The organism is Caulobacter sp. BE254, assembly GCF_031457295.1.
Lineage (GTDB): Bacteria > Pseudomonadota > Alphaproteobacteria > Caulobacterales > Caulobacteraceae > Caulobacter.
The window spans coordinates 408,613-433,839 of sequence record NZ_JAVDWJ010000003.1; the positions used below are offsets into that span (position 1 = coordinate 408,613).

Below are 25,227 nucleotides of genomic sequence, written 5' to 3' on the forward strand. Positions count from 1 at the left end.
GGCGGGGAGAAGATCACGGCGCTTTGCGTTTCACAAGCAATGGCTTGCCGCTTCGGAGCCCCGTTCCCGTCCCATGCGTTTGATAGGCGTCACCTCGTCTCGCGGGAGAATTCAGCCATGGACGCCACCCATCAGGACCACCCGATCACCTGCGCCAAGGAGCCCGGCCGGGTCCAGGTGCTGTTCGAGGGCCACAGCATCGCCACCAGCGACGACGTGCTGGTGCTGCGCGAGGCGGGGCACGAGCCGGTCCGCTACTTCCCGCGCGAACACGTGGCCATGGCTTTCCTGAGGAAGACCGACAAGGTCACCCATTGCCCCTACAAGGGCCAGGCCTCGTACTACACGATCATGCGCGACCGGCAGATCGTCGAGAACGCCGTCTGGTCGTACGAGGACCCGCTGCCCGGCATGAGCCGGATCGCCGGCCGGCTGGCCTTCTATCCCGAGCATTTCGACTTCCAGGTCGGCGCGCAGTCGGCGTCGGACACCGAGGCCGCCGACCACGGCCGGCCCGAGGCGGCCAACGCGCCGGCCCGCGGCGTCGACGCCGCCCGCTCCTTCGACCCGGCCGATCCGCATGGCGTGGACGAGGTGGTCCGGCACACCGACAGCGGCTCGGGCGCCAGCCAGGCCGAGCACTGGGACGCCAACGTCTCCATGCCCGACGACGAAGCCTGGGAAGGCGACGACATCCGCGAGGACGGCCCGTCGCCGGTGGCCAAGCCCTATGAAGGAACCGGATCCATCTAGGCCCTGTTCAAGGAACCTGGACCATACAACGTTCGTTAACCTTTGAAGCGCTGCAATGACGGCAACGCTCAAGCGTGAAGCCTCCCGCAGAGAGGCCTCCTGGGAGAAACGTCGTGGCTTACATCGGTTATGATCCCGGTCTGCGTCCCTCGTCCGGCCGGACGCGACCGCGCCCCGCCGGCGCCCGGGTCGCCTGGGAACGCCTGGCGCTGCTGGCCGTCAGCACCCTGGCCTGGTTCGGGATCATCGCCGCGATCCGCGCGATCTTCTAGCTAGAGCCGCGGCCGGTCTCGGCCGAGCGTGGACCTCAGTAGGCGAAGTCCTCGAACACCCGGCTGATGTCGCCCTTCCACGCGCCGTCATAGAGCGCCAGCAGCCGTTCGGCCGGGGTGATGCCGGTGGCTGCGATCTCTTCCAGGTCGCCCAGATAGATCGTCTCGTCCAGGAAGCCGCCGTTCAGGTGGGCGCGGGCCTTGAGGCCCTGCTTGGCGATGGCCACGAAGTCCTTGGCCACGTCCTGGGCCGAGCGCCCGGCGACCATGGCCTTCAGGCCCAGCCTGGGCACGTCGCGGCGCAGGCCGGCGCGATCCTCGGCCGTCCAGTCCTTGCAGAGGTCCCACGCCGCGGCCAGGGCCGCGTCGTCATAGAACACCCCCGTCCACAAGGCTGGCAGGGCGCAGAGACGGCTCCACGGCCCGGCGTCGGCGCCGCGCATCTCCAGGTAGGTCTTGAGCCGCACCTCGGGGAACAGGGTCGTGGTGTGGTCGGCCCAGTCCTTGATCGAGGCGCGCTCGCCCGGCAGCTCATCGATCTTGCCGTCGATGAAGTCGCGGAAGCTGCGGCCGGCCAGGTCGATATAGCGGTCGCCGCGCTTGGCGAAGTACATCGGCACGTCCAGGGCGTAGCGGGCGTAGCGCTCGAAGTCGAAGCCGTCCTCGAACACGAAGTCCAGCAGGCCGGTGCGGTCGGCGTCGGTGTCGGTCCAGACGTTGGCGCGGGCCGACAGGAAGCCGTTGGGCTTGCCCTCGGTGAACGGCGAATTGGCGAACAGGGCGGTGGCGATCGGCTGCAGGGCCAGGCTCATGCGGAACTTGGCGACCATGTCGGCTTCGCTGGAGAAGTCGAGATTGGCCTGCACCGTGCAGGTGCGCAGCATCATGTCCAGGCCCAGGCCGCCAACCTTGGGCATGTACTCGCGCATGATGACATACCGGCCCTTGGGCATCACCGGCACCTCCTCCCGCCGCCACAGCGGGGAGAAGCCCAGCCCCAGGAAGCCCAGCCCCAGCTCGTCGGCCACGGCCTTGACCTCGTCCAGGTGCTGGCCGGTCTCCTCGCAGATGTCGTGCATGGTCTTGAGGGGCGCGCCGGAAAGCTCGAACTGGCCGCCCGGCTCCAGGCTGACATTGGCGCCGTTGCGCTCGAGCCCGATGATGGTCGGGCCTTCCATCACCGGCTTCCAGCCGAAGCGCTGCAGGCCGGTCAGCAGGGCGTGGACGCCCTTGTCGCCCTCGTAGGGAACCGGCGTGTTGGAGCCCAGATAGAAGCCGAACTTCTCGTGCTCGGCGCCGACCCGGAACTGGTCCCTGGGCTTGGAGCCCTGGGCGAAATAGGCGGTCAGATCGTCCAGCGTCAGCGGACGCTCCTGGCTCACGGCTTCGGCCATCGGCCCCTCCCCAAAACACGCTTCCAGAGGGAGGAACGCTCCTCCGACCCGCCCGCGAACTGTCGTGCTGCGCAGTTGGGCGTTTTCTTAGCGAACCTCAAGGGGCGCGGACAGGGTTTCGCGATGGGAAGGTTCCGCTCGCGGGAAGGTAACTTCAAATAGCTCCGTCATTCCGGGCCTTGTGCCCGGAACCCCTTTGTCCGTCGCAGGTGCGGAGACGTGGCGCGCCAGCACGCCAAGGCGCTTCACATGCGGGCTGAACCAGGGGTTCCGGGCACAAGGCCCGGAATGACGGTTCAAAGGGGTAGGGCGCGCCCTACCGCCAATCTCCCGCCGCCGCCTGCCACAGGGTCATCGCCGCGATGGCCGCCGTGTCGGCGCGCAGGATGCGGGGGCCGAGCGACACTGGGATGACGAAGGGCAGCGACCGCAGGCGCTCGCGCTCTTCCGGGGCGAAGCCGCCTTCGGGGCCGATCAGGATGGCGGCCGGCGGGCCGGTCTCCGCGAGGGCCTGGATCATCGGCCGGGCGTCGCCGCCCTCGTCGCAGAACACCAGGCGACGGGCCGGATCCCAGGCGTCGAGGATCTTGTCCAGCTTCTGCGGGTCGTCGACGGCCGGGACGTCCAGGCGGCCGGTCTGCTCGGCGGCCTCGATGGCGATGGCGTCCAGGCGCCCCAGCTTGAGGAAGTCGACATTGGTCCGCCGCGTCTGGGTCAGGCGCACCCGCCGGGCGCCCAGCTCGGCGGCCTTCTCGACGATGGTCTCGACCCGGCCGCGCTTGACCATGGCGATCACCAGGTCGAGGTCGGGGCCGTAGGCCTGGGGCCGCGTCTGTTCCTCGGCCCTCAGCAGGCAGCCGCGCTTGCCGGCCTCGGTCAGGCTGGCGCGCCACTCGCCGTCCTGGCCGTTGAACACCAGGATCTCGTCGCCGACATCGAGCCGCATCACCGCGGTCAGGTAGCGCGACTGGTCGATGGTGGGCGCGACGCCGGCGCCGGCCTTGAGCGGATGCGGAACGAAGAGACGGATCATGGCGTCCTTCTAGCGCAACTGGACGTTCCGGGGGTAGGCTCGAGCGATGAGCAAGCTCGAAGACTACGAAGCCGAACTTCGCGACCTGCAGCTGGCGATGATCGCGCTGCAGAAACAGGCGATCAAGGACGGCTGGAAGACGGTCACCCTGTTCGAGGGCCGCGACGCCGCCGGCAAGGACGGGGCCATCGCCCGCCTGACCGAGCACGCCCACCGCCGCGCCACCCAGGTGATCTCGCTGCCCGCCCCCAACGAGCGCGAACGCAGCGAGTGGTATTTCCAGCGCTACGTCCGCTATCTGCCCGGGGCCGGCGAGGCCGTGGTCTTCAACCGCTCCTGGTACAACCGGGCCGGGGTCGAGCGGGTGATGGGCTTTTCCACCCCGCAGGCGCAGGAGCAGTTCCTGCGCGACGTGCCGGCCTTCGAGCTGATGCTGGTCGACAACGGCATCAAGCTGACCAAGTTCTGGCTCGACATCGACCAGGACACCCAGGCCGAGCGCCTGAAGGCCCGCCGCGACGAGCCGCTGAAGGCCTTCAAGGTCAGCGACCTGGACGCCGTGGCCCAGGCCAAGTGGGACGACTATTCGGTGGCCCGCGACGAGATGCTGATCCGCACCCACTCCACGCCCGCCCCGTGGGTCTGCGTCCGCGCCAACCACAAGAAGGCCGCGCGGCTGAACATCCTGCGCTGGCTGCTGCACGTCTCGGCGCCGAAGAAGCTGCTGAAGGGGATTCCCCAGCCGGACCCGGAGGTGATCTTCAGGTTCGAGCCGGCGGCGCTGACGGACGGACGGCTGGCGCGGTAGATCCTCCCCCTGTGGGGGAGGTGTCGGCGTAGCCGACGGAGGGGGGAGCGATCGGGAGCTCGCCGCCGCCAGGATCGACGGCCCAAAGACTCCCCCCACCGATCGCTGCGCGATCGCCTCCCCCAGAGGGGGAGGGTCCTAATCCACGTCCCATTCGAACGCCGGATCCAGCCACTCCCCCAGCCGCCCGTTCGGCCGCGCCAGGGCGAAGATCCGCGCCATCTCGGCGTCCGACAGGGCGAAGTCGAAGATGTCGAAGTTCTCGGCCAGCCGCGCCGGGTTGCTGGTCCGCGGAATGGTGGCCACGCCCTGCTGGACCTGCCAGCGCAGGGTCACCTGGCCCGGGGTCTTGCCGTGCGCCTCGCCGATCTCGACCAGCACCGGGTCGGTCGCCACCTTGCCCTGGGCCAGGGGCGACCAGGCGGTGATCGTCGAGCCCATCGCCCGGGCCTTAGCGATCAGGGTCTTCTGCGACAGGTAGGGATGGTACTCGACCTGGTTGGTGGCGATCGGCGCCTCGGACGCCGTCTGGGCCTTGGCCATCAGGGCCGAAGGAAAGTTCGACAGGCCGATGGCGCGGGTCAGGCCGCGGGCGTGGACGTCGTTCAGCGCCGCCAGGGTCTCGGCCAGGGCCGGTTTCGGCTTGGGCCAGTGCAGCAGCAGCAGGTCGACCCGCGGGACCCTCAGGCGCTTGAGACTGGCCTCGACCGAGCGCTGCAGGTCGCCCTGGGCGAACTGGTCGACCCAGACCTTCGTGGTCAGGAAGATCTGGTCGCGCGGCACGCCCGTCGCGGCCAGCGCCGCCCCGACGTCCTGCTCGTTGCGATAGGCCTGGGCGGTGTCGATGTGACGGTATCCAAGCTCCAGGGCCTTCTCGACCATGGCCTGGGCGGCCGCGCCCTCCAGCTGCCAGGTGCCCAGGCCGACGACCGGCATGGCCACGTCGCCCGCGCGAAGGTCGGGGATCAGATGAGGCATGGCGGGTCTCCGGGAAGGGCTCAGGCCGATATAGGCGCTCGGGGCCGACGCGCCAGCCGCCGTTGCAGATGCTGCAGGCCGGTCAGGGCCAGGGTCACGGCGTAGAAGCCCGCGCCCATCAGCAGCATGGTGACCAGCACCGCCCCGTAGCCGCGCTTGCCCACGTCGAGGAACGGATAGGGATAGAAACCCGTCGCCGCTCCATGGACCAGCGACCAGGCGCCGTAGGCCAGCGGGAACACCAGCGCCTTCCAGGCCGAGCGCCACTTGGCCGCCTCGCCCGGCGGAAAGGCCAGGAAGTCGGCCAGGAACAGGGCCGGGACCACGGTGTGCAGCAGGGTGTCGGCGAGCAGCTGCAGGCCGGTCGGCCGCCACAGCCCCGCCAGCAGCGTGTGGTAGATCGCGGCCGTCACGGCGATATAGACGCCGACCGCCACGCGGGTCCCGGCCCGCTCGGCCCATCGCCCCAGCGGCCGATCGGCGGCCAGAACCGGGGCCGCCAGCAGGGTCCCCACCGCGATGTTGCTGAGCACCGTGAAGAAGCTCAGGAACTTGACGGCCGCGTGGGCGGCCTCGGCCGGCGGGCGGCCGTGGAGCATCAGCCAGAACTGCAGGAGCACGCCCGACCAGACGACCGCCGCCGCCCCGCTTCGCCACAGGATCTTCATGCCGTCTCCGCGTCATGGGCCTTGAGCAGCTTGCGCGGCGCCGTCGCCCGCCACCGGCGCTCGATCAGCCGCTCCACCGTGCCGGCCCCGACCCGCGACAGGCGGATCAGGACATAGGGATAGCCCTTGTAGTGATCGGTGACGAAGAAGGTCTCCGGCTCGGCCTCGATCAGCAGCTCGCGCTCGTCGAAACCGACGCCGGGGCAGACCAGGGTGTCGCCGTCGTCCCACACGCGGGTCAGGAACTTTCCGTGCGCCTTCAGGCACGGATGGCCATAGGCCGTTCCGTCGGCGACGCCGGGCAGTTTGAAGGCGAAGGCGCGAACGTCCTCGAAGGTCATGACCAAAATCCTGGGTCGTCGCTCATGGCCCGACTATAGGAGGAAGATGGACGCTGAAAACACCCCCTCCCCTTCGGTCCAGGCGCCGTCGGGCCAGACTCCGTCGAGCATGGCCTCGCCGGTCCTGGTGCTGGGCGCCACCAGCCTGATCGGCGGCTTCATGCTGGCGCGGCTGAACGCCCTGGGGATCACGCCGATCTCGCTGAGCCGGCGTCCGCCCACCGACGACGTCTGCTGGGTGGACGGCGACCTGTCCGATCCGGACCTGGCCGACGAGCTGCCGCCGCTGGCCACGGTGCTGTCGCTGTCGCCGCTCTGGCTGCTGCCCGGCGCCCTGCCGGCCCTGAAGGCCCGTGGCATGACCCGGCTGGTGGCGTTCTCCTCGACCAGCCGCTTCACCAAGCAGGACTCGACCGAGCCCTCCGAGCGGGCCGTGGCCCGGTCGCTGGCCGAGGCCGAGGCGGGGGTCGAGGCGTTCTGCGCCGAGCACGGCGTGGCCTGGACGATCCTGCGGCCGACCCTGATCTATGTCGAAGGCCGCGACGGCAATGTCAGCCGCCTGGCCGGCCTGATCCGGCGGTTCAAGGTGCTGCCGCTGTCGGGTCGGGGCGAGGGCCTGCGCCAACCGGTGCACGCCGACGACCTGGCGCAAGGCGCGATCGCCGCCGCCAAGACGCCGGCCGCCTGGAACAAGGCCTATGACCTGGTCGGCGGCGAGACCCTGACCTATCGCGCCATGGCCGAGCGGATCTTCGCGGGCCTGGGCCGCCGCCCGGCGATCCTGCCCCTGCCGCCGTGGCTGTTCCGCCTGCTGCTGACCCTGGCCAAGCCGTTCTATCCGGGCGCCACGGCGACCATGGCCGACCGCATGGCCCAGGACCTGACCTTCGACGACGCCCCGGCGCGGCGGGATTTCGGCTGGGCGCCGCGGGACTTCCGGCCGCGGTTCTGAGGAGGCTAGAGGCGAGACCCCCTCATCGTTGTCATCCCGGAAAGCGCGTAGCGCTTGCCCGGGACCCAGGACAACCGCACCGCCTTCGCCCAGTCCCCTGGGTCCCGGACAGCCTCTGCGAGGCTTCCGGGATGACAACCGAGGAAGTTCAGGGACCAGCAGCCGCCCTACGCGTCGCTCAGCACCATGGCGAACGGGACCCTGCCGCCGTCTTGGTCGACATAGCCGCTGACCAGCTTGTGGTCGGGGTTCAGCACGCCCAGGTCGACGTCCTCGGTGGGGAACATCACCACCCGGCGGTCGCCGATGCAGATCAGCAGCTCGTAGCCGTCGAGGGCCCGCTGCGACATGGCCTTCAGCCGCGAATAGTAGGGCTCGCGCCGCCAGGCGGCCGGCTTGCCCGGATCGACCACGACGTTCAGCCGCTTGCCGTCGCGGTCGGGGTACATCAGGAAGCCGGCCTTGTCGGGCCGCCAGGCGGCGTCCAGCTTCTCCGACGTCAGCCACAGGCAGTGGAAACCCCGGCAGGCCTGGGGCCGGGCCGCGTAGTCGCCGCAGCCCGAACCCTTGCGGAACACGCCGCACCACTGGCCCGCGGGCTTGTCCAGCTCGCCGATGTGCAGGACCTTGCAGCACATCCCGCAATCGCCACAGGTCCTGGCCTGGTCCACCGTCGTTCGCCCCAATCGTCCGGTGACGGATCTATCGCGGTTTCGTGACGGTTTTTCGCGCCCTGGTCCCAAACGGCGTCGAATCGTCGCCAGGGTGATGACGAGGGCGGGCGAAACGCCTACCTGTAGGCCCATGACCGCTCCCATCACCGCCCCCTCCCTGCTGGCCTCGGCCAATGTCGATCCCGAACGCGCCCGCGCCATGCTGGGCGAGGCCCTGGCTGGCGCCGACGACGGGGAGCTGTTCGTCGAACGCTCCGAGAGCGAGTCCTTCGTGTTCGACGACGGCCGGCTGAAGAGCGCCTCCTACGACTCGGGCGAGGGCTTCGGCCTGCGGGTGGTGGCCGGCGAGACCGCCGGCTACGCCTATTCGGCCGAGATTTCCGAAGCCGCCATCGGCCGCGCCGCCGACTCGGCCCGGCTGGCCCGCCGCGGCTATGCCGGCGTCAGCGCCGAGGCCCCGCGCGCCACCAACGAGCGCCTCTATGGCGAGGACGACCCGGTCTCGTCCCCCGCCTTCTCCGACAAGGTCAGCCTGCTGCAGGAGATCGACGCCTTCGCCCGGGCCCGCGACCCGCGCGTCGTCCAGGTGATGGCCTCGATGGCCGGCGAGCGCCGGGTGGTCGAGATCCTGCGGGCCGACGGCCGGCTGCTGCGCGACGTGCGGCCGCTGGTCCGGGTCAATGTCCAGGTCACGGTCGAGAAGGACGGCCGCCGCGAGGCGGGCACGTCCGGGGCCGGCGGGCGCGCGGGCTTTTCCGCCTGGATCAGCCCCGACAAGTGGCGGGCCCAGGTCGACGAGGCCCTGCGCATGGCCTTGGTCAATCTCGACGCCGTGGCCTGCCCGGCCGGCGAGATGGACGTGGTCCTGGGCCCCGGCTGGAACGGCGTGCTGCTGCACGAGGCGGTCGGCCACGGCCTGGAGGGCGACTTCAACCGCAAGGGCATCAGCGCCTTCTCCGGCCGCATCGGCGAGCGGGTGGCGGCCAAGGGCGTCACGGTGTTCGACGACGGGGCGATCCCCGGCCGCCGCGGCTCGCTGACCATCGACGACGAGGGCACCCCGACCGAGCGCACCGTGCTGATCGAGGACGGCATATTGGTGGGCTACATGCACGACCGGATGAGCGCCCGGCTGATGGGCATGGCGCCGACCGGCAACGGCCGCCGCCAGTCCTACGCCCACATGCCCATGCCCCGGATGACCAACACCGGCATGCTGGCCGGAACCGACGATCCGGCCGAGATGATCGCCTCGATGAAGCGCGGCCTCTACTGCGCCAATTTCGGCGGCGGCCAGGTCGACATCACCAACGGCAAGTTCGTCTTCCAGTGCACCGAGGCCTATCTGGTCGAGGACGGCAAGATCACCGCCCCGGTCAAGGGCGCCACCCTGATCGGCGACGGCCCCTCCGCCCTCACGAAAGTGACGATGATCGGGAACGACTTCGACTTTGACCCCGGCATCGGCGTCTGCGGCAAGTCCGGCCAGGGCGTGCCGGTGGGCGTCGGTCAGCCGTCGCTGAAGATCACCGGCCTGACCGTGGGCGGCACGGCGGTTTAGGGGCGCCGACCGGAGGGACCTCGATGGCGGCGGAAGACGGGCTTGGCCGCGCCATCCGGCTGGTGGCGGTGCTGAACCTGGCCTATTTCGGCGTGGAGTTCGCCGTCGCCCTGCACATCGGCTCGGTCTCTCTGCTGGCCGACAGCGTCGACTTCCTCGAGGACGCCGCGGTCAACTTCCTGATCTTCGCCGCCCTGGGCTGGAGCGCCAGGCGCAGGGCCCAGGTCGGCATGGCGCTAGCGGGCCTGCTGCTCGCGCCCGCCCTGGCCTTTCTGTGGGCCGTGTGGCGCAAGTACGCCGACCCGGTCCCGCCCGAGGCGCTGCGGCTCACCCTGACCGGCGCCGGCGCCCTGGCCGTGAACCTGTACTGCGCCTTCACCCTGGCCCGGTTCCGGCATCATTCGGGCAGCCTGACCAAGGCGGCCTTCCTGTCGGCCCGCAACGACGCCCTGGCCAATGTCGCGATCATCGCCGCGGGGGCGGCCACGGTCCTCACCCGCTCGCCCTGGCCAGACCTGGTGGTCGGCCTGGGGATCGCGTGCATGAACATCGACGCCGCCAAGGCGGTCTGGACGGCGGCGCGCGGCGAGCGGAAAGCCGTGGGCGCGCCGCCGGAACCCTGAAGCAAGACCTTGTCTTGCAACGGGAAAGTGGATTTCACCAAGGTGATCGGCGGAAACATTTCACAAATGTAACCTACCTTTCGGTTTTGTAACTGGCTCGGACGCTTCGGCGCCGACAGGGTCGCGGCCAACAAAGCGGGGGCTTTGGGGGTTCCGCGTCATGGGTCTTGCTTCCGTCGTCTTCGCCTTGAGCCTGGCCGCGCCCGAAGCCCAGGCCGCCGCGCCGCCGGCCACGTCCCCTACCCCGCTCGCAGTCGCCGCGCCCGCCGCCGACGCCCAGCGCGGGGTGACGGCCTACCCACCCGACTTCTTCGCCGAGCAGCGGCCCAGCACCGCCTACGACATGATCACCCGCCTGCCCGGCTTCCGGCTGGACCGCGGCGACAGCGCTCGCGGCTTCGCCGGCACGGCCGGCAACGTGCTGGTCAACGGCGAGCGCCCCACCACCAAGAGCGAGAACCTCGACGACATCCTCAAGCGCATCTCGGCCTCGGCGGTCGAGCGCGTGGAGCTGATCCGCGGCGGCGCGCCGGGCATCGACATGCAGGGCCAGACCATCCTGGCCAATGTGGTGATCAAGTCGACGGTTCAGGTCGAGAAGGTCGCCAACATCCAGACCTATCTCTATCCCGACGGCCTGTTCGGACCGCTGCTGGAGTTCCAGGCCTCGCGCCGCGACGGGATCAACGAGATCGAGGGTTCGCTGAAGGCCACGGTCGACCGCACCGACCAGACCTTCGACGGCGGCGCCCGGGTGACCAGCTTCCCCGACGGCCGCCCGACCATCCGCGAAGCCGTCAAGGGCTACGACCAGATCCAGAACTACGCGGCGCGCGGCGCGATCCAGCGGGCCGCGCCCGGCGGCAAGATCCGGGTCAACGGCAAGGTCGAGTACTTCTCGTACGACCGCGACGTCGTCTACACTCGCTACCAGCCCAGTCCCGGCCGCCAGGACAGCGGCGAGACCAACAAGGAATGGACCGGCGAGTTCGGGGCCCGCTACGACGCCCGGCTGGGCCCGCGCACCGACCTGCAGCTGGTGTTCCTGCAGAACCTGGGCGACGAGACCTACGGCTCGACCTTCGCCATGCCCGCCCGCGCCGAGGTCTATCGCGAGCGCGACAAGACCGGCGAGAGCATCCTGCGCGGCGAACTCAAGCATCGGCGCTCGCAAGCCCTGTCGCTGGAGGGCAGCGTCGAGGGCGCCTACAATTTCCTGGACGGCGACATCCGCTACGACGTCAACGGGGCGCCTGTCGACATCGGCCCGCCGCACGTGAAGGTCGAGGAGCTACGGGGCGAGGCGGCCGGAAAGGCCGTCTGGCGGGCCAGTCCGAAACTGACGATCGAGGCCGGCGCGCGGCTGGAGGTCTCGCGCATCACCCAGAGCGGCGGCGTCGACCTGGAGCGCAGCTTCTTCTACCCCAAGCCCCGGGTGCTGGCGACCTGGAGCCCCAACAGCGTCGACCAGCTGCGCGTGCGGGTCGAGCGCGAGGTCGGGCAGCTGGACTTCGGCGACTTCATCGCCTCGGCCGACCTGACCGCCGGCAGCCAGGACGGCGCGGACGCCAACCTCGAGCCCCAGCGCTCGTGGGTCGGCGAGGTCGCCTGGGAGCGGCGGTTCTGGGGCGCGGGCTCGATCTCGACCACCCTGACCCATGCCGAGATTTCCGACGCCGTCGACTACAAGCCCCTGATCGGCGGCGGCGACGCGCCCAGCAACATCGGCTCGGGCCGGTCCGACCAGTTCGTGATCCTGGTGACCCTGCCGACCCAAAAGCTGGGAATCTCCGGCGGCCAGGTGAAGGCCCGCCTCAGCTGGTTCGACAGCGAGGTCACCGACCCGGTCACCTTCGCCAAGCGCCGCATCACCAACGCCACGCCCTTCGTCTGCAATCTCAGCTTCACGCGCGACATGCCCGGCGGCAAATGGAGCTGGGGGACCTCGACCAACTGCCCCAACGAGTACAGCCGCTTCCGCCTGGGCGAAGTGCGCACCCAGCGCGCCGAGCGATATTTCGAGGGCTTCGTCGAATGGAAGCCCGGCCCCGACCTGACGGTGCGCACCACCCTGTCCAACTGGAGCTCGCGCAACGTCACGCGCGAGCGGGTGATCTACAAGGGCTCCCGCGCCGACAACGTGGTCGACCGCATCGAGTACCGCTCGCTACCGTTCGAGCCCTATCTGTTCGTCCAGGTGAGGAAGCGGCTGGGATGAGGTTCAGGCGGCGACGTTCCCGGCGACGCGAAAACCTGACTCTTGCCTGGCAAGCTCCGCTTCCGGCAACCTATTCCACGGATCTGAGCGTGTGGGGAGAATAGCAGTGGTCTCTTCTTGCGGTCCAACTCGCCGGATTGTGCTGGGTGGCGCGATGGGAGCCGCTGGGTTCCTGCAAGCTGGCGCCGCAAGCTCCCGACCGCCGGTGCGCAGTTGGGCCGTCCCCGCGGGATTTGACGCTGACCTGAAGACATGGATGGCCGCCGCTTGCGTGCCTGGCCTGTGCGCCATCCTGGTACGCAATGGCAAGATCGCCTGGGTTCGCGCCGTGGGCGTCGCCAAGGTCGAAGGCGGCCTGCCCCTAAACCAGGACACCATGTTCGAGGCGGCCTCGATCAGTAAGGCGGTGTTCGCCTATATCGCTCTGCAACTCGCCGATCGCGGCGCGCTCGACCTCGACAAGCCCCTCGTCGACTATCTGCGTCCGAACTACCTGCCCGATGATGCGGCGCTCGCGACGATCACGGCGCGTCACGTGCTGACCCATACCTCCGGCCTTCCCAACTGGGGTGAAGATAGCAAACCCGCCTCCCTGGCGCCGCAGTTCACGCCGGGCACGCACTTCAGCTACTCCGGCGAAGGCCTCTTCTGGCTGCAGTTGGTGGCCGAGCACCTCACGGGCCTGGGACTCGATGCGATGGCGCGCAAGATGTTGTTCGTACCGGCGGGCATGACGCGCTCCACCTTCGCAGCCTATACCGAGGACACCAACGTTTCATGGGGACACGTCGGTGGGCGCGTGGCGAAAAGGCAGGGCTGGCGGGACTGGTCCGCGTTCATCGGAGGATTGGCGCGAGAGTGGGGTAAGCCGGTACAGGATTGGACGCAGGCAGATTGGATCCGGGCTGGTGGCGCGTTCGATCCCAAATCACCGCCGCCCAAACGGGTGTTGTTCGCCAACGCCGCGGCGAGCCTGGTTCTAAGCGCGCCCGATCTGGCAAAGTTCATGATGCTTCTCTCTCCCCGGCGTGATCGCGCGCCCTGGGAACTGAAGGAGACCACTCGAGCGGAGATGACGACGCCGGCGGTTGCGGTGCGCGAGGGTGTTCCTCACTGGTGGGGCTTGGGCGTCGAGATCGAGGAAGGGACGAACGGGCGCCGCGTGGGTCACGAAGGCAACAATGACGGGCGCTGCGCCACCTACTGCGGCGCCGAACCGGTCACGGGCGATGCGCTGGTGATCATGGCCAACGATGGCGCTGGTTTCGGCGTCTACCAGCGCATGGTGCGCGCGATTACCGGGCGCGACCAGTTCTCGTTTTTTGCAAATGAGAATCCTCCGATCTCCTAAAAGGTGCCGGCCTCGCGGCTGCGGTGATGAGATGGACGCCCGGACCCGCCGCCGCCATGGGTCGATGTCGGCCGCCACCGCAAGGCGTGCTTCCTGGGAGCGGCCCAACGTCTGTTCCTGGCGCGTAGCCCCCGCCCCTACCGATTGACGATCTTGATGATCCGCTTGGACGACGGGCGGCCCGACAGGCCCTTGCCGGGGGCGTAGGTGACCGTCAGGTCGCCGCCCTTCAGGTTGGCGCCGGGCTTGTGGCCCTCGGCCAGCAGGACGCGGGACACGCGGGCCAGCAGGCCTCGGTCGCCGTCGCGGGCCATGCGCTCGAAGGCCTCGGCGGTGACGGTGGCGGTGTCGGCGACCAGCACCGAGGTGGCGGGGGTGGCGTCGTCGACGGTCTCGAACGACACCCGGTGCTGGGCGGCGCGGCTGGCCCGGGCGCTGGCCTGGACCAGCCGCTGGAACAGGGCGTTGACCGAGATGAACGGCGGCGGCTGGATCGAGCTGGCCCTGCCCGTCAGGGCCGCGGCGTCGCCGCCCGGCCGCTCGCGGGTGAACAGGGTCATGCCGCCCAGCTTGCTGGCCCGCAGCACCGGCTCGCCCAGCTCGTTCTTGTAGATGGTGTCGCCGCGCGGGGCCGGCTGGGGCGACAGCACCCAGACCTCGGAGCTGTTCTCGAACTTCATCAGCGGCTGGGGCGCGGCCCGGTCCAGGATGAAGGCGTCGCCGGTCTCGGCGACGTAGCGGGCGATGGGGGGAGCGGGCGCCTTGCGGACCTCGCCGCGGTTGCCGAAGAACGCGTCGCGCAGGCTGGACTGGGCGTTCGCCGCGCCGCCCGTGGCCGCGAGGGCGAACGCCAGCAGCATCCCGCAACGTCCTGGCCCCGTCATCACAGCCGATCGACTCTTCATCCCCAAGGTCATGCCTGGGGACTAGGGCGAATCTTGGACGCCGAAGACCTTGTTGCCGCCACGCAATTTCCCGAAGACGTCATGAAATGCTTGGAAAGATTACCCCGCCGGCCGGAATCTTCGAACCGGCGGGGAGTCTTCGTCAAGTCGGCAAGTCTTTTTACGGCGACCTGTGGCCTTTAAGTCGCCCCGGCTCGCCCTTTGGGACCGCTACCTAGGCCGCCATGTACTGGCCGCCGTTCAGGGTCAGGGTGGCGCCGGTCACGAAGCCTGCCCGCTCGCCGGCCAGGAACGCGACCATGTCGGCGATCTCCTCGCCCTTGCCCAGGCGGCCGACCGGGATGCCGGCGATGATCTGGGCCAGGACGTTCTCGGGCACGGCCGCCACCATCTCGGTGTCGATATAGCCCGGGCAGATGACGTTGACCGTGACGCCCTTCTTGGCGTTCTCCAGGGCCAGGGCCTTGGTGAAGCCGATCAGCCCGGCCTTGGCGGCCGAGTAGTTGGTCTGGCCCATCTGGCCCTTCTGGCCGTTGATCGAGCTGATGTTGATGATCCGGCCCCAGCCGCGCTCGCGCATGCCCTCGATGACCGGGCGGGTCATGTTGAAGGCCGAGTCCATGTTGACGCGGATGACCTCGGACCACTGCTCGTAGGTCATCTTGTGCAGCATGCCGTCGCGGGTGATGCCGGCGTTGTTGACCAGCACCTCGATCGGACCCAGCTCGGCCTCGACCGTCTTGACGGCGGCGGCGCAGTCGTCGAACGAGCCGACATTGCCCTTGACCACCATCACGCCCAGTTCCTTGGCGCAGGCCGCGGCGGCCTCCTCGTTGCCGGAATAGCCGGCCGCCACCTTCATGCCGTCGGCGACAAGCCGCTCGCAGATGGCCCGACCGATGCCCCGGGTGCCGCCGGTCACGAACGCAACTCTCGCCATGGTATTCTCCCGTCAAGGTTTCTTATCGTTGCACGCGACCGCCGGCGGGGGACAGGCCCCGCCGGCGATCGTCATGAAGATTTGGCCAACAAGCGTTTCCCGCCAGCCTTGTCCGCCAAGCTTGTCCGCCGGCCTGCCGCTCAGACCGCCTCGACGCACATGGCCACGCCCATGCCGCCGCCGATGCACAACGTCGCCAGGCCCTTCTTGGCTCCGGAGCGCTTCATCTCGTGGATCAGGGTGGTCAGGATGCGCGCGCCCGAGGCGCCGATCGGGTGGCCGATGGCGATGGCGCCGCCGTTGACATTGACCTTGGCCGGGTCGAGGCCCAGCTCGCCGACCACGCACAGCGACTGGGCCGCGAAGGCTTCGTTGGACTCGACCAGATCAAGGTCCGACACCGTCCAGCCGGCCTTTTCCAGGGCCTTCCTGGAGGCCGGGATCGGGCCGGTGCCCATGATCTCCGGCTCGACGCCGGCGTTGGCCCACGAGGCGATCCGGACCAGAGGGGTCAGGCCGCGCTTCTTGGCCTCGTCGGCGCTCATCAGCACCAGGGCGGCGGCGCCGTCATTGAGGCCCGAGGCGTTGGCGGCGGTGACCGTGCCGTCCTTGGCGAAGGCCGGCTTGAGGCCCGAAATGCCGTCCAGGGTCACGCCGTGACGGATGAACTCGTCCTTGTCGACGATGGTGTCGCCCTTGCGGCCCTTGATGGTGACCGGGGCGATCTCGGCGTCGAACCTGCCGGCCTTCTGCGCGGCCTCGGCCTTGTTCTGGCTGGCGACGGCGAACCTGTCCTGGGCCTCGCGGGTGATCTGCCAGCGGGCGGCGATGTTCTCGGCGGTCTGGCCCATGTGGTAGCCGTGGAAGGCGTCCCACAGGCCGTCCTTGATCATGGTGTCGACGAACGACAGGTCGCCCATCTTCTGGCCGTTGCGCAAGCTCTGGGCGTGCGGGGCCTGGCTCATGCTCTCCTGGCCGCCCGCCACCACGATGTCGGCGTCGCCGGCGGCGATCTGCTGGGCGCCCAGGGCCACCGCGCGCAGGCCCGAGCCGCACAGCTGGTTCAGGCTCCAGGCCGGGCTCTCGACCGGGATGCCGGCGTTGACCGAGGCCTGGCGGGCCGGGCCCTGGCCGGCGGCGGCCTGCAGCACCTGGCCCAGGATCACCTCGTCGACGTCGGCCGGCGTGATGCCGGCCCGCTCGACGGCGGCCTGGATGGCCAGCTTGCCCAGTTCATGGGCCGGCAGGCTGGACAGGGCGCCGAGGAAGGATCCAACGGGGGTGCGGGCGGCGGAAACGATGACGATGTCGCTCATGGCGAGGTGGCTCCCGAGACATGTTCCGGGCGCTCCTCGCGGACGCGGCGCCCATGATTTTGCAGTGCAATATCACCTTGCATAAAGGCGCCGGGTTCGTCACCTGCACATTTTCACGGGATGTTGCGATGTCCAAGCGCCGCCGGTACTGGCGCCATGCCTTTGCATCCGCGATAGTGCGATGCGAAAAGGCGGAGATAACGCTGTCCTAGGGAATGAAATGTCCGAGAACAACGAAAACGGCGAAACGCCCTCGGCCAAGGCCGGAGAGAAGGGCGCCGGCCACAAGGTCGTCATCAAGAAGTACGCCAACCGTCGTCTCTACAACACCGCGTCTTCTTCCTATGTCACCCTCGATCACCTGTCGGACATGGTGAAGGAGGGGGTCGACTTCGTGGTCTACGACGCCAAGACCAACGACGACATCACCCGCTCGGTGCTGACCCAGATCATCTTCGAGGAAGAGAACCGCGGCGGCGGCCAGAACCTGCTGCCGATCCAGTTCCTACGCCAGCTGATCGGCTTCTACGGCAACTCCATGCAGGCCTTCCTGCCCAGCTATCTGGAGATGTCGCTGGAAAGCTTCACCAAGCAACAGGAGCGCATGCGCACCCAGTTCGCGGGCCTGACGCCGGGCGTGGGCGGGACCAAGGGCATGCCGGGCATCGGGGTCTACGAAGAGCAGATCCGCCAGAACATGGCGCTGTTCGACCGGGCCATGAAGATGTTCTCGCCGTTCGCCTACGCCCGGCCCGAGGACGCTCCCGCCGCCCCGCCCCCGGCCGAACCGGCTCCGCCCGCCGCGCCCGCGCCGCAGCCCAGCGAGGACTCCCTGGCCGACCTCAAACGCCAGCTTGAGGCCATGCAGCAGCAGATCGAGAAGCTGGCGACCAAGCCGTAGCGAACGATTGGGGACAGGCGCATGCGCCTGCCCCCAACCGGATCAACGACCCCTTAACCACGCCGGCTGACCCGGCCTTAACCGTCATCGGCCACAACTCTTCACCATGAACGGCCCGATCGATCCCATCCGCCGCGCCGCGGCCGCCCGCCGGGCGCTACCCGCGCCCCGCGACGCCGACCGTCCCGAGGCGGACGGCGAGGAGGACGTGACCTTCGTGCGCGACGAGCAGCCGGCCGCCCCGCCGCCGCCCCGCCGGAGCGCCTTCGCGACCTTCGCCGCCCACCTGATGGGCCAGAGCGGCCAGAAGCGCGGTTTGCGCGGTGGGCAGGAAGTGCTCGACGCGGCGCGTTCGACCTATCTCGGCACGGAATATTCCGGCCCGGCCGACCGCCGCCCCAAGGCGGGTCTGATCAAGAAGACCGAGATCTAGCGCCTCAGCCGGGCCAACTCCGCCTCCAGCGCGGCCACCCGCGCCTCCAGCATCGCCACCTTCTGGTCCAGCGACGGCGCTTCGATCGGCGAAGGCCCCGCGTGCGCGCCGATCCCGGCCCGGCGCGCGGCCTCGGCCAGCGGCACGCCCAGAAGCTCGGCGAAGGCGGCGATCTGGGCGGCGGTCAGCTCGCGCTGGTCCTTGTAGGCCAGGACCAGCTCCTCGCCGGTCATTCCGGCGACGGCGGCCAGCACCGTCCGCGACAGCCCCCGCTCGGCCAGCCGCGCGTCGTACCAGGACTGGTCGAAGAACAATGCCATGGGCGAAGGCTAACGCAGGAGGCGGCGTTGGCGCCAGTCTTGCTTGGCGCGAGGCGGATCCAGACCTCGAGACCCGTTCATGCTGCTCAGCGCCGTCACCCGCTTCTTCGACATCGCCGTCGTGACCCTGATCTTCACGGCCCTGACCTGAAGGTCAGCGGGGCCCGAGCCAGGCCAGGGCCCGAGCCACGCCGTTCTGATCGGCCGGCAGGTTCTTCAAGCCCAGGTCGTGCTCGGTCGGCATTTCCATATAGGTGACCGCCGGGCCCGCGCCCGCCAGGCCTTCGCGCAGGGTTCGGGCGCTCTCGACCGGCACCGACGTATCCTTGTCGCCGTGAACGATCAGCACGGGAATCGTCGTTCCGCGCAGCAGGGGCAGGCAGCGCTTGCCCAGAACCGACCACCACCAGATCTGCGGATTGGTCCCCCCCATCCAGGTCTGCCCCATCCGGGGATCGCGCGACATCCGCTCGATATTGGCGGCCATGTCCGCGTCGCCCTTGGAGAGCAGGCGCAGCTCGTCGGCGAAGATCATGCCGCCGCCCGTGCTCAGCAGGGCCAGGGCCCCGACGTCGTCGGACGCCGCCGCCAAGGCGCAGCCCGTCAGGCCGCCCGCCGACAAGGCCATCACCTGGAACGCCCCCGACGGCCTCAGGCCCAGCTCGTGCTTCAACCGCCGCATGGCGGCCAGATGATCGTACCAGCGGGCCTCTTCGGTCGCGTGGGCCTCGTAGCCGGCCCCGCAGGTCCCGTCCGCCGACGCCCCGTCCTTGTCGACCACGGCGACCCAGCGCGGGCCGGCCGCCGCCACCGTCTGGTCGATCCACCTTTGAGCCACGGCCTTGCGACAGTCGGAACCGGTCACCACCAGAAGGAGGCGATCGGCGGGCCCCGCGCCACGGTCGAACAACGCCACCTGGATGCTCGTGCCGTCGGCGCGCGGAATCTCCAGGGTTCGGCTCGGACTGGCCGCCGCGGCGACGCCGTTCGCCGCCAAGACCGCGATCAACGCCAGGACGGCGGCAAGCCCTCTTCGCATCCGGTGCTCCCCTTCGACGCCGCGAAAGACGCCTCGCGCCTAGAGACCAAACCCGAGCCGGCGGGGCAAGGGGTCGACGCCTAGGCGCTCTCCAGCAGCATCATCGTGCCCTGGCCGCCGTCGGCGCAGATGCTGACGACAGCCTTCTCGCCCTTGGGCCGGGTGGCCAGTTCCTTGACCGCCTGGCTGAGGATCCGCGCGCCGGTCGCCCCGAACGGGTGGCCGAGCGCCAGGCTGCCGCCGGTGGGGTTCATCCGCTCGCGGGGGAACGGGCCGAGGTCGGCCTCGACCCCCGCCTTGGTCCGGCGGAAGGCCTCGTCCTCCCAGGCGGCGATGTGCGACAGCACCTGGGCGGCGAAAGCCTCGTGGATCTCCCACAGGCCGACATCGGCGTATTTCAGGCCGTTGCGGGCCAGCAGGCGCGGCACGCCGTAGGCCGGGGCCATCAGCAGACCCTCGTGGCGCAGATCGATCGAGGTGACCTCGTAGTCGACCACCCTCACGCGCGGCGTGGTCGCGGGCAGGCGGGCCAGGCCGGCCTCGGACGCCACCCAGATCGCCGCCGCGCCGTCGGTCAGGGGCGAGGAATTGCCGGCCGTCAGCGTGCCCTGGCCGCTGGTCTTGTCGAAGGCGGGACCCAGCTTGGCCAGCTTCTCCAGCGTCGAGTCCTTGCGGGGGATCGCATCGCGCTTCAGATCGCCGACCGGGATCACCAGGTCGTCGAAGAAGCCGGCATCCCAGGCCGCGACCGCGTGCTGGTGGCTTTCGAAGGCGATCTGGTCCTGGTCGGCCCGCGACAGCTTCCATTCCTTGGCTGTGATCTCGGTGTGCTCCCCCATCGACAAGCCCGTGGTGCGGTTGGCGACCTTGGGGATCCACAGTTTCAGGTCGCTGGCCTTCAGCTTGCCCAGGTGCGCCAGTTTCTGGCCCGGCGTCTTGGCGGCCTGGAAGCCCTTGAGCCAGTCGGAGAAGGCGATGCTGGCCCCCACCTGGACCTTGCTCATGCTCTCGACCCCGCCGACCAGGGCCAGGTCGCGGCCGCGCCCGTCGATCATGCCTGCGGCCTCGATCACGCCGATCATGCTGGTCGAGCAGGCCATGATCGTCGAGAAGGCCGGGATGGTCGGGTCGGCCCCGGCGTCCAGCAGCACCTCGCGGGCCAGGTTGCTCCAGGTCAGGTTGGGGATCACCGTGCCCCAGATCGCGAAGTCGGGACGCGCGCCCCCTTCTTTCTGGGAGAGTTGGGCGAGCATGGCTTGCACCACCGGCGCCGACAGGGCGATGGCGTCATAGGCCTTCAGCGGCCCGTCGACCTTGGCGAACGGGGTGCGAAGGCCGGCCGCCAGCCAGATGTCGGGTTTGGACGCCATGGTCGTGATCCTTCGGGGAAACCTCGGATGTCAGCATGGCCCGGCTCGGCGACAAGGGTCTTGTCGAATTTCGCGGTGGAGCGTCTTCCTATCCCCCTCTCCACCGTCATTCCGGGCCTTGTGCCCGGAACCCCTGGTTCAGCTGACACGTGAGACGCAAGCGGTTCGCCAGCGAACCGCCCCTCCCGCACTTGCGGCGGACAGAGGGGTTCCGGGCACAAGGCCCGGAATGACGGTGCTATTTGGGATAGATCGAAACGGCTTGCGCGCGGCGTTGATGGCGCCCTCAGCGCGCGTCGCCGAAATCCACGTCGCGGCGGGCCGAGACGATGGTGACGATGAAGCCGGCCAGCACGTCCAGCAGCACCATCATGGTCAGCAGGAAGAATACCGAGGTGCCGAAGGCCGGGAACAGCAGGAACTCGACCAGGCAGCCGATGAACAGCACCATCGACAGCGAGTGGTTGACGATCGCGATCCTGCGGCTGGTCGTCGACTTCAGCAGTTCGACGAACAGCACCACCAGGGCCGCGGCGATCAGCAGGTCGCCCAGGCTGACGGCCCACTCGGCCTTCGAGGTCATGCGGATGGTGAACAGCTGCTCGGCCAGGCGGTACTGGGCGGCGTTGGCGGCGAAACCGCCCGCGAAGGTCAGGACGACCAGGTTGTAGACCAGCACCGGCAGGGCCAGCAGCGGAAACGCGGCGAACATGGTTGGCTCTCCCCCGAAGACCGGCCCGGAAGGTCAGGCTTAACGGGTTTCGCGGTTTCCCGAAAGGCGGCCGTTCGCAAGTGGCGGCGCGGCCCTGCGTCCTTCGAGGCCCGCCGCGCGGGCGCCTCAGGATGAGGAGCTCCGCGCTGGATTTCCTCATCCTGAGGTGCGCGCTCCTGAGCGCGCCTCGAAGGACGCACCGAGTTCAGACCTCGTCCACGCCCTGCGGGTTGCGGGCCCGGGTCTGCAGCCACATCACGCCCAGCAGGTCGGACACCGAGGCCTTGAGCCGGCCGAAATTGGTGTATTTCGACACCCCGCTCTCGCGGTGGCGATGGTTCACCGGCTGGAACGCCACCTGATAGCCCTCGCGCAGCATCAGGGCCGGGATGTAGCGGTGGATATGATCGAAATAGGGCAGCCGCAGGAAGGCCTCGCGGCGGAAGGCCTTGAGCCCGCAGCCGGTGTCGTTGGCGGTGTCCCGCAGCAGGCGCTTGCGCACGCCGTTGCCGAACTTCGAGGCCCAGCGCTTGGCCGAACTGTCCTGGCGCTTGACCCGCTCGCCGCCCACCAGGGCCAACTCGGCCGGCGCCGCCTTGAGGGCCTTGGCCAGGCGCGGCGCGTCGGCCGGGTCGTTCTGGCCGTCGCCGTCCAGGGTGACGACGATCGGGGCGCGGGCGGCCAGCACGCCGCTGCGCACGGCCCGGCTCTGGCCCGAGTTCTTGCGGTGGCTCAGCACCCGCAGCTGCGGGATCTCGGCCTTCAGCGCCGTCAGCAGGGCCTTGGTGTCGTCGCGGCTGGCGTCGTCGATGAAGATGATCTCGTGGTTCTCGCCCGCGAAGGCGGCGGCGATCTCGCGCGCCAGGGCGGGCGCCGCCCCGCCTTCGTCGAAAACGGGCACGACGACGGAATAGTCGGGCCCAGGGCCGGCGGAGACGGAAGCGGTGGCGTTCATCGCCCTCTCATAGCGCAAAAATAGCCTAAAAGAAGGATCGTGCTATTCCACCATGATGACGCTTGAATCTCGCCTGGATGACTGGAGCCGCGGCTGGCGCGGTCCGCTGTTCGCGGCCCTGGTGGCCCTGATCGCCGGCCTGCCCGGCCTGTTCGCCATGCCGCCGCTGGACCGCGACGAATCGCGCTTCGCCCAGGCCACCGCCCAGATGCTGGAAACCGACGACATGGTCGTCATCAAGTTCCAGGACCAGCCGCGCTTCAAGAAGCCGGTCGGCATCCACTGGCTGCAGGCGGCCAGCGTCACCGCCTTCTCGGCCGCCGAGGACCGCGGGATCTGGGCCTATCGCATCCCGTCGCTGCTGGGGGCCATGCTGGCGGCGGCGGCCTGCGCCTGGGGCGCGTCGGCCCTGCTGGGTCCGAAGACCGGCCTGCTGGCCGGCGGCATCCTGGGCGCGACGATCCTGCTGTCGACCGAGGCGTTCATCGCCAAGACCGACGCGGCCCTGTGCGGCTTCACCACCCTGGCCATGGCGGCCGTGGCCCGGATCTACGCGGCTCATCTTGCCGGCGGGAAGGTTCATCGTTGGACCAAGCTGGCCTTCTGGATCGGCCTGGCCATGGGCGTGCTGATCAAGGGTCCGGTCGGGCTGATGGTGGTGGCGCTCAGCGTCGCGGCCCTGTGGATCTGGGACCGCAAGGCGCCGTGGATCAAGGACCTGGGCTGGGGCTGGGGCCTGACCCTGGCGGCGGCCATCGTCCTGCCCTGGGCGATGATGATCACCGTCGCCACCGACGGGACCTTCTGGTCGACCGCCGTGGGCAGCGACCTGGCCCCCAAGCTGGCCGGCGGTCAGGAAAGCCACGGCGCGCCGTTCGGGGTCTACGCCCTGGCGGCCTTCCTGCTGGTGTTCCCGGCCAGCCTGCTGCTGCCGTCCGGCGTCGTGCTGGGCTGGACCGGCCGCAAGGAGGCGGGGGTGCGCTTCGCCCTGTGCTGGCTGATCCCGACCTGGCTGGTGTTCGAGCTGCTGCCGACCAAGCTGGTCCACTACACCCTGCCCGCTGTGCCGGCCCTGGCCATGCTGATGGCCGCCTCGCTACGGGCGCCCTTGCCTCGGATCCCCCGCCTGATCGGCGCGATCCTGTCGACCCTGGCCGGACTGATCTTCGGCGCCGGGGCCGTCTATCTGCAGGTCGAGTACGGCGACCCGTCCGACCTGCCGGCGACCGTCCTGACCGCCCTGCTGTTCGCGGCCGCCGGCGTGGTCGGCGCCGTCCTGCTGATGCGCCGGACCGCCGCCATCGCCCTGGTCACGGCCGGGGCGCTGGGGATCGCCGCCCACGCGGCCCTGGTCGGCCTGCTGGTCCCGCGGCTGGAGCCGCTGCTGCTGTCGCCGCGCCTTGAGAAGGCCCTGGAACAGGCCGACCTCGCGCCTCGCGGCGGAGCGCCCGGCCCAGTGGCGGTCACCGGCTATTCCGAGCCGAGCATGGTCTTCCTGCTGGGCACCACCACCGAGCTGACCGACCCGGCCGGCGCGGCCCAGGCGGTCGCCCAGGGCCGTCCCGCCGTGGTCGAGGGCCGCCAGGACAAGGCCTTCCGCGCCGCCCTCGCCGCCCTGGGCCAGGCCGCCCGGCCGGCCGGCGTGGTCGACGGCTTCGACTATTCCGACGGCGACAAGGAGCGCCTGACGCTCTATCGCGGCGCGCCCATCCAGCCCGGCGACGAGGCGGACGAGGCCGGCGAAGAGACCGCCGAAACCCAAGCGGAGGTCCGCCCATGAGCCGCTTCATCCAGATCGTCGAGGTCGGCCCGCGCGACGGGCTGCAGAACGAGAAACTGTCCCTGCCGGTGGACGAGAAGCTGGACCTGATCCGCCGGCTGGAGGCCGCCGGCGCCCGACGCATCGAGACCGTGTCGTTCGTCAATCCCAACCGCGTGCCGCAGATGGCCGGGGCCGAGGAGATCCAGGCGGCCCTGACGCCGGACCTGGAACGCTCGCGGATCGGCCTGGTGCTGAACATGCGCGGCTGGGAGCGCTGCGCAGCCGCCGGCTGTGATGAGGCCAACGTGGTCGTCTGCGCCACCGACGGCTTCGGCCTGGCCAACCAGGGGGCGACCGCCGCCCAGCAGGTCGACGCCCTGGCCGCCATCGTCGAGCGCCAGGCGGTGGAGGGCGGCCCGCCGATCACCGCCACGATCTCGGTGGCCTTCGGCTGCCCGTTCGACGGCGAGGTGTCGGAGGACCAGGTCGTGGCCATCGCCCGCGAGGCGGCGTCGATGGGCGTGGCCGAGATCGCCATCGCCGACACCATCGGGGTCGCCGATCCGTGGACCGTCCGCCGGCGGATCGAGGCCGTGCGCGCCGCCGCCCCGGACGTCCGGCTGCGGATGCACTTCCACGACACCCGCAACACCGGCCTGGCCAACGCCTATGCCAGCGTCGAGGCCGGGGTCGACGTGCTGGACGCCTCGGTCGGCGGCCTGGGCGGCTGCCCGTTCGCCCCGAACGCCACCGGCAACATCGGCACCGAGGACCTGGTCTACATGCTGGAGCGCGCCGGCTTCGAGACCGGCTACGACCTGTCGGCCCTGATCGAGATCGGCTGCCAGATCAGCGAACGGCTGGGCAAGAGCGCTCCGGCGTCTTCGCTGGCGCGGGCCGGCGGGTTTCCGGCCTAATCCTTATAACCACCGTCATCCCGGGCCAAGG

At 69.6% G+C, this 25,227-nt stretch carries 26 protein-coding genes; 12 read left to right on the forward strand and 14 right to left on the reverse strand.

Translation table 11 applies throughout. The annotated features are described in order from the left end of the window. The first annotated feature begins 117 nt into the window (after positions 1 to 117). Both J2X41_RS08695 and J2X41_RS08700 read left to right on the forward strand, forming a co-directional pair. Positions 118 to 753: a DUF427 domain-containing protein gene (locus J2X41_RS08695; RefSeq protein ID WP_310081198.1), complete on the forward strand. Its 636-nt coding sequence runs from the start codon at positions 118 to 120 to the stop codon at positions 751 to 753. Positions 754 to 866: 113 nt separating this feature from the next. Then, a complete protein-coding gene (locus tag J2X41_RS08700; protein ID WP_310081199.1) occupies positions 867 to 1,025 on the forward strand; it encodes a hypothetical protein in 159 nt (52 codons plus the stop codon). A gap of 35 nt (positions 1,026 to 1,060) precedes the next feature. On the opposite strand, the gene J2X41_RS08705 is transcribed toward J2X41_RS08700, so the two are convergent. Both J2X41_RS08705 and J2X41_RS08710 read right to left on the reverse strand, forming a co-directional pair. Further along, positions 1,061 to 2,419: a glutamate--cysteine ligase gene (locus tag J2X41_RS08705; protein WP_310081201.1), complete on the reverse strand. Its 1,359-nt coding sequence runs from the start codon at positions 2,417 to 2,419 to the stop codon at positions 1,061 to 1,063. A gap of 316 nt (positions 2,420 to 2,735) precedes the next feature. Then, on the reverse strand, positions 2,736 to 3,452 hold the full coding sequence (locus J2X41_RS08710) for a 16S rRNA (uracil(1498)-N(3))-methyltransferase (protein WP_310081202.1): 717 nt from the start codon (positions 3,450 to 3,452) through the stop codon (positions 2,736 to 2,738). Between the two features lie 46 nt (positions 3,453 to 3,498). On the opposite strand from J2X41_RS08710, the gene J2X41_RS08715 reads away from it, so the two are divergent. Continuing rightward, positions 3,499 to 4,260, forward strand: a complete 762-nt coding sequence (locus tag J2X41_RS08715; RefSeq protein WP_310081203.1) for a polyphosphate kinase 2 — start codon at positions 3,499 to 3,501, stop codon at positions 4,258 to 4,260. 138 nt (positions 4,261 to 4,398) lie between these two features. On the opposite strand, the gene J2X41_RS08720 is transcribed toward J2X41_RS08715, so the two are convergent. The 3 genes from J2X41_RS08720 to J2X41_RS08730 are packed head-to-tail and all read right to left on the reverse strand — an operon-like array spanning position 4,399 to position 6,247. Beyond that, the gene (locus J2X41_RS08720) at positions 4,399 to 5,238 is read right to left on the reverse strand and encodes an aldo/keto reductase (RefSeq protein ID WP_310081205.1); all 840 of its coding nucleotides are present in this window, start codon (positions 5,236 to 5,238) and stop codon (positions 4,399 to 4,401) included. Positions 5,239 to 5,258: 20 nt separating this feature from the next. Beyond that, complete coding sequence (locus J2X41_RS08725; protein WP_310081206.1) at positions 5,259 to 5,906, reverse strand: Pr6Pr family membrane protein; 648 nt, start codon at positions 5,904 to 5,906, stop codon at positions 5,259 to 5,261. Beyond that, positions 5,903 to 6,247, reverse strand: coding sequence for an MmcQ/YjbR family DNA-binding protein (locus J2X41_RS08730; protein WP_310081207.1), 345 nt, complete (start codon positions 6,245 to 6,247; stop codon positions 5,903 to 5,905). The genes J2X41_RS08725 and J2X41_RS08730 overlap by 4 nt, the downstream gene beginning before the upstream one ends. 46 nt (positions 6,248 to 6,293) lie before the next feature. On the opposite strand from J2X41_RS08730, the gene J2X41_RS08735 reads away from it, so the two are divergent. Continuing rightward, entirely contained in the window at positions 6,294 to 7,199 is a 906-nt protein-coding gene (locus J2X41_RS08735; protein WP_310081209.1) for an NAD-dependent epimerase/dehydratase family protein, read from the forward strand. 167 nt (positions 7,200 to 7,366) lie between these two features. Here the strand turns inward: J2X41_RS08735 and J2X41_RS08740 are convergent, their stop codons facing one another. Further along, a complete protein-coding gene (locus J2X41_RS08740) occupies positions 7,367 to 7,837 on the reverse strand; it encodes a YkgJ family cysteine cluster protein (protein ID WP_310081210.1) in 471 nt (156 codons plus the stop codon). Positions 7,838 to 8,003: 166 nt separating this feature from the next. Between J2X41_RS08740 and tldD the strand changes: the two genes are divergently transcribed. The 4 genes from tldD (at position 8,004) to J2X41_RS08760 (ending at position 13,626) form a co-directional block, all read left to right on the forward strand. Beyond that, positions 8,004 to 9,434 carry a metalloprotease TldD gene (gene tldD, locus J2X41_RS08745; protein ID WP_310081211.1) on the forward strand — a complete coding sequence of 477 codons (1,431 nt, stop codon included), beginning with the start codon at positions 8,004 to 8,006 and terminating at the stop codon, positions 9,432 to 9,434. Positions 9,435 to 9,457: 23 nt separating this feature from the next. After that, positions 9,458 to 10,057: a cation transporter gene (locus J2X41_RS08750; protein WP_310081212.1), complete on the forward strand. Its 600-nt coding sequence runs from the start codon at positions 9,458 to 9,460 to the stop codon at positions 10,055 to 10,057. A gap of 160 nt (positions 10,058 to 10,217) precedes the next feature. Then, positions 10,218 to 12,275 (forward strand): TonB-dependent receptor domain-containing protein, encoded by a 2,058-nt coding sequence (locus tag J2X41_RS08755; protein WP_310081214.1) that lies wholly within the window; start codon positions 10,218 to 10,220, stop codon positions 12,273 to 12,275. Positions 12,276 to 12,531: 256 nt separating this feature from the next. After that, complete coding sequence (locus J2X41_RS08760; protein ID WP_404979905.1) at positions 12,532 to 13,626, forward strand: serine hydrolase domain-containing protein; 1,095 nt, start codon at positions 12,532 to 12,534, stop codon at positions 13,624 to 13,626. A gap of 137 nt (positions 13,627 to 13,763) precedes the next feature. Here the strand turns inward: J2X41_RS08760 and J2X41_RS08765 are convergent, their stop codons facing one another. The 3 genes from J2X41_RS08765 to J2X41_RS08775 all read right to left on the reverse strand — a co-directional run bounded on the left by J2X41_RS08765 (position 13,764) and on the right by J2X41_RS08775 (position 16,787). Continuing rightward, a complete protein-coding gene (locus tag J2X41_RS08765) occupies positions 13,764 to 14,486 on the reverse strand; it encodes a DUF4908 domain-containing protein (RefSeq protein WP_310081216.1) in 723 nt (240 codons plus the stop codon). A gap of 259 nt (positions 14,487 to 14,745) precedes the next feature. Further along, a complete protein-coding gene (locus J2X41_RS08770; protein WP_310081217.1) occupies positions 14,746 to 15,471 on the reverse strand; it encodes a beta-ketoacyl-ACP reductase in 726 nt (241 codons plus the stop codon). 140 nt (positions 15,472 to 15,611) lie between these two features. Continuing rightward, positions 15,612 to 16,787: an acetyl-CoA C-acetyltransferase gene (locus J2X41_RS08775; RefSeq protein ID WP_310081218.1), complete on the reverse strand. Its 1,176-nt coding sequence runs from the start codon at positions 16,785 to 16,787 to the stop codon at positions 15,612 to 15,614. Positions 16,788 to 17,007: 220 nt separating this feature from the next. On the opposite strand from J2X41_RS08775, the gene phaR reads away from it, so the two are divergent. Both phaR and J2X41_RS08785 read left to right on the forward strand, forming a co-directional pair. Then, positions 17,008 to 17,688: a polyhydroxyalkanoate synthesis repressor PhaR gene (phaR, locus tag J2X41_RS08780; RefSeq protein WP_310081219.1), complete on the forward strand. Its 681-nt coding sequence runs from the start codon at positions 17,008 to 17,010 to the stop codon at positions 17,686 to 17,688. Between the two features lie 106 nt (positions 17,689 to 17,794). Next, on the forward strand, positions 17,795 to 18,121 hold the full coding sequence (locus J2X41_RS08785) for a hypothetical protein (RefSeq protein WP_310081220.1): 327 nt from the start codon (positions 17,795 to 17,797) through the stop codon (positions 18,119 to 18,121). On the opposite strand, the gene J2X41_RS08790 is transcribed toward J2X41_RS08785, so the two are convergent. From J2X41_RS08790 to J2X41_RS08810, 5 genes are all read right to left on the reverse strand, one after another. Further along, positions 18,118 to 18,441 (reverse strand): DNA-binding protein, encoded by a 324-nt coding sequence (locus tag J2X41_RS08790; protein WP_310081222.1) that lies wholly within the window; start codon positions 18,439 to 18,441, stop codon positions 18,118 to 18,120. The two genes, J2X41_RS08785 and J2X41_RS08790, sit on opposite strands and share 4 nt — an antisense overlap. Positions 18,442 to 18,595: 154 nt before the next feature. Further along, positions 18,596 to 19,480 (reverse strand): hypothetical protein, encoded by an 885-nt coding sequence (locus J2X41_RS08795; RefSeq protein WP_310081223.1) that lies wholly within the window; start codon positions 19,478 to 19,480, stop codon positions 18,596 to 18,598. An 80-nt stretch (positions 19,481 to 19,560) separates the two neighbouring features. Next, on the reverse strand, positions 19,561 to 20,850 hold the full coding sequence (locus J2X41_RS08800) for an acetyl-CoA C-acyltransferase (protein ID WP_310081224.1): 1,290 nt from the start codon (positions 20,848 to 20,850) through the stop codon (positions 19,561 to 19,563). A 286-nt stretch (positions 20,851 to 21,136) separates the two neighbouring features. After that, positions 21,137 to 21,562, reverse strand: coding sequence for a hypothetical protein (locus tag J2X41_RS08805; protein WP_310081225.1), 426 nt, complete (start codon positions 21,560 to 21,562; stop codon positions 21,137 to 21,139). 205 nt (positions 21,563 to 21,767) lie between these two features. Next, a complete protein-coding gene (locus J2X41_RS08810; protein ID WP_310081226.1) occupies positions 21,768 to 22,517 on the reverse strand; it encodes a glycosyltransferase family 2 protein in 750 nt (249 codons plus the stop codon). A gap of 55 nt (positions 22,518 to 22,572) precedes the next feature. Between J2X41_RS08810 and J2X41_RS08815 the strand changes: the two genes are divergently transcribed. Together J2X41_RS08815 and J2X41_RS08820 are read left to right on the forward strand one after the other, a co-directional pair. Continuing rightward, positions 22,573 to 24,297, forward strand: a complete 1,725-nt coding sequence (locus J2X41_RS08815) for a glycosyltransferase family 39 protein (protein ID WP_310081258.1) — start codon at positions 22,573 to 22,575, stop codon at positions 24,295 to 24,297. Beyond that, the gene (locus tag J2X41_RS08820; protein WP_310081227.1) at positions 24,294 to 25,196 is read left to right on the forward strand and encodes a hydroxymethylglutaryl-CoA lyase; all 903 of its coding nucleotides are present in this window, start codon (positions 24,294 to 24,296) and stop codon (positions 25,194 to 25,196) included. The genes J2X41_RS08815 and J2X41_RS08820 overlap by 4 nt, the downstream gene beginning before the upstream one ends. Positions 25,197 to 25,227 lie beyond the last annotated feature (31 nt).

What these genes read in the sequence shown, in the direction of transcription:
- J2X41_RS08770 (WP_310081217.1), bottom strand. Translation starts at nt 15,471, where the DNA reads ATGGCGAGAGTTGCGTTCGTGACCGGCGGCACCCGGGGCATCGGTCGG.
- J2X41_RS08705 (WP_310081201.1), bottom strand. Translation starts at nt 2,419, where the DNA reads ATGGCCGAAGCCGTGAGCCAGGAGCGTCCGCTGACGCTGGACGATCTG.
- J2X41_RS08815 (WP_310081258.1), top strand. Translation starts at nt 22,573, where the DNA reads ATGACGCTTGAATCTCGCCTGGATGACTGGAGCCGCGGCTGGCGCGGT.
- J2X41_RS08695 (WP_310081198.1), top strand. Translation starts at nt 118, where the DNA reads ATGGACGCCACCCATCAGGACCACCCGATCACCTGCGCCAAGGAGCCC.
- J2X41_RS08765 (WP_310081216.1), bottom strand. Translation starts at nt 14,486, where the DNA reads ATGCTGCTGGCGTTCGCCCTCGCGGCCACGGGCGGCGCGGCGAACGCC.
- J2X41_RS08790 (WP_310081222.1), bottom strand. Translation starts at nt 18,441, where the DNA reads ATGGCATTGTTCTTCGACCAGTCCTGGTACGACGCGCGGCTGGCCGAG.
- J2X41_RS08715 (WP_310081203.1), top strand. Translation starts at nt 3,499, where the DNA reads ATGAGCAAGCTCGAAGACTACGAAGCCGAACTTCGCGACCTGCAGCTG.
- J2X41_RS08710 (WP_310081202.1), bottom strand. Translation starts at nt 3,452, where the DNA reads ATGATCCGTCTCTTCGTTCCGCATCCGCTCAAGGCCGGCGCCGGCGTC.
- J2X41_RS08810 (WP_310081226.1), bottom strand. Translation starts at nt 22,517, where the DNA reads ATGAACGCCACCGCTTCCGTCTCCGCCGGCCCTGGGCCCGACTATTCC.
- J2X41_RS08755 (WP_310081214.1), top strand. Translation starts at nt 10,218, where the DNA reads ATGGGTCTTGCTTCCGTCGTCTTCGCCTTGAGCCTGGCCGCGCCCGAA.
- J2X41_RS08805 (WP_310081225.1), bottom strand. Translation starts at nt 21,562, where the DNA reads ATGTTCGCCGCGTTTCCGCTGCTGGCCCTGCCGGTGCTGGTCTACAAC.
- phaR (WP_310081219.1), top strand. Translation starts at nt 17,008, where the DNA reads ATGTCCGAGAACAACGAAAACGGCGAAACGCCCTCGGCCAAGGCCGGA.
- J2X41_RS08795 (WP_310081223.1), bottom strand. Translation starts at nt 19,480, where the DNA reads ATGCGAAGAGGGCTTGCCGCCGTCCTGGCGTTGATCGCGGTCTTGGCG.
- J2X41_RS08735 (WP_310081209.1), top strand. Translation starts at nt 6,294, where the DNA reads ATGGACGCTGAAAACACCCCCTCCCCTTCGGTCCAGGCGCCGTCGGGC.
- J2X41_RS08725 (WP_310081206.1), bottom strand. Translation starts at nt 5,906, where the DNA reads ATGAAGATCCTGTGGCGAAGCGGGGCGGCGGCGGTCGTCTGGTCGGGC.
- J2X41_RS08785 (WP_310081220.1), top strand. Translation starts at nt 17,795, where the DNA reads ATGAACGGCCCGATCGATCCCATCCGCCGCGCCGCGGCCGCCCGCCGG.
- J2X41_RS08760 (WP_404979905.1), top strand. Translation starts at nt 12,532, where the DNA reads ATGGCCGCCGCTTGCGTGCCTGGCCTGTGCGCCATCCTGGTACGCAAT.
- J2X41_RS08740 (WP_310081210.1), bottom strand. Translation starts at nt 7,837, where the DNA reads ATGTGCTGCAAGGTCCTGCACATCGGCGAGCTGGACAAGCCCGCGGGC.
- J2X41_RS08730 (WP_310081207.1), bottom strand. Translation starts at nt 6,247, where the DNA reads ATGACCTTCGAGGACGTTCGCGCCTTCGCCTTCAAACTGCCCGGCGTC.
- J2X41_RS08750 (WP_310081212.1), top strand. Translation starts at nt 9,458, where the DNA reads ATGGCGGCGGAAGACGGGCTTGGCCGCGCCATCCGGCTGGTGGCGGTG.
- J2X41_RS08820 (WP_310081227.1), top strand. Translation starts at nt 24,294, where the DNA reads ATGAGCCGCTTCATCCAGATCGTCGAGGTCGGCCCGCGCGACGGGCTG.
- J2X41_RS08775 (WP_310081218.1), bottom strand. Translation starts at nt 16,787, where the DNA reads ATGAGCGACATCGTCATCGTTTCCGCCGCCCGCACCCCCGTTGGATCC.
- J2X41_RS08800 (WP_310081224.1), bottom strand. Translation starts at nt 20,850, where the DNA reads ATGGCGTCCAAACCCGACATCTGGCTGGCGGCCGGCCTTCGCACCCCG.
- J2X41_RS08720 (WP_310081205.1), bottom strand. Translation starts at nt 5,238, where the DNA reads ATGCCTCATCTGATCCCCGACCTTCGCGCGGGCGACGTGGCCATGCCG.
- tldD (WP_310081211.1), top strand. Translation starts at nt 8,004, where the DNA reads ATGACCGCTCCCATCACCGCCCCCTCCCTGCTGGCCTCGGCCAATGTC.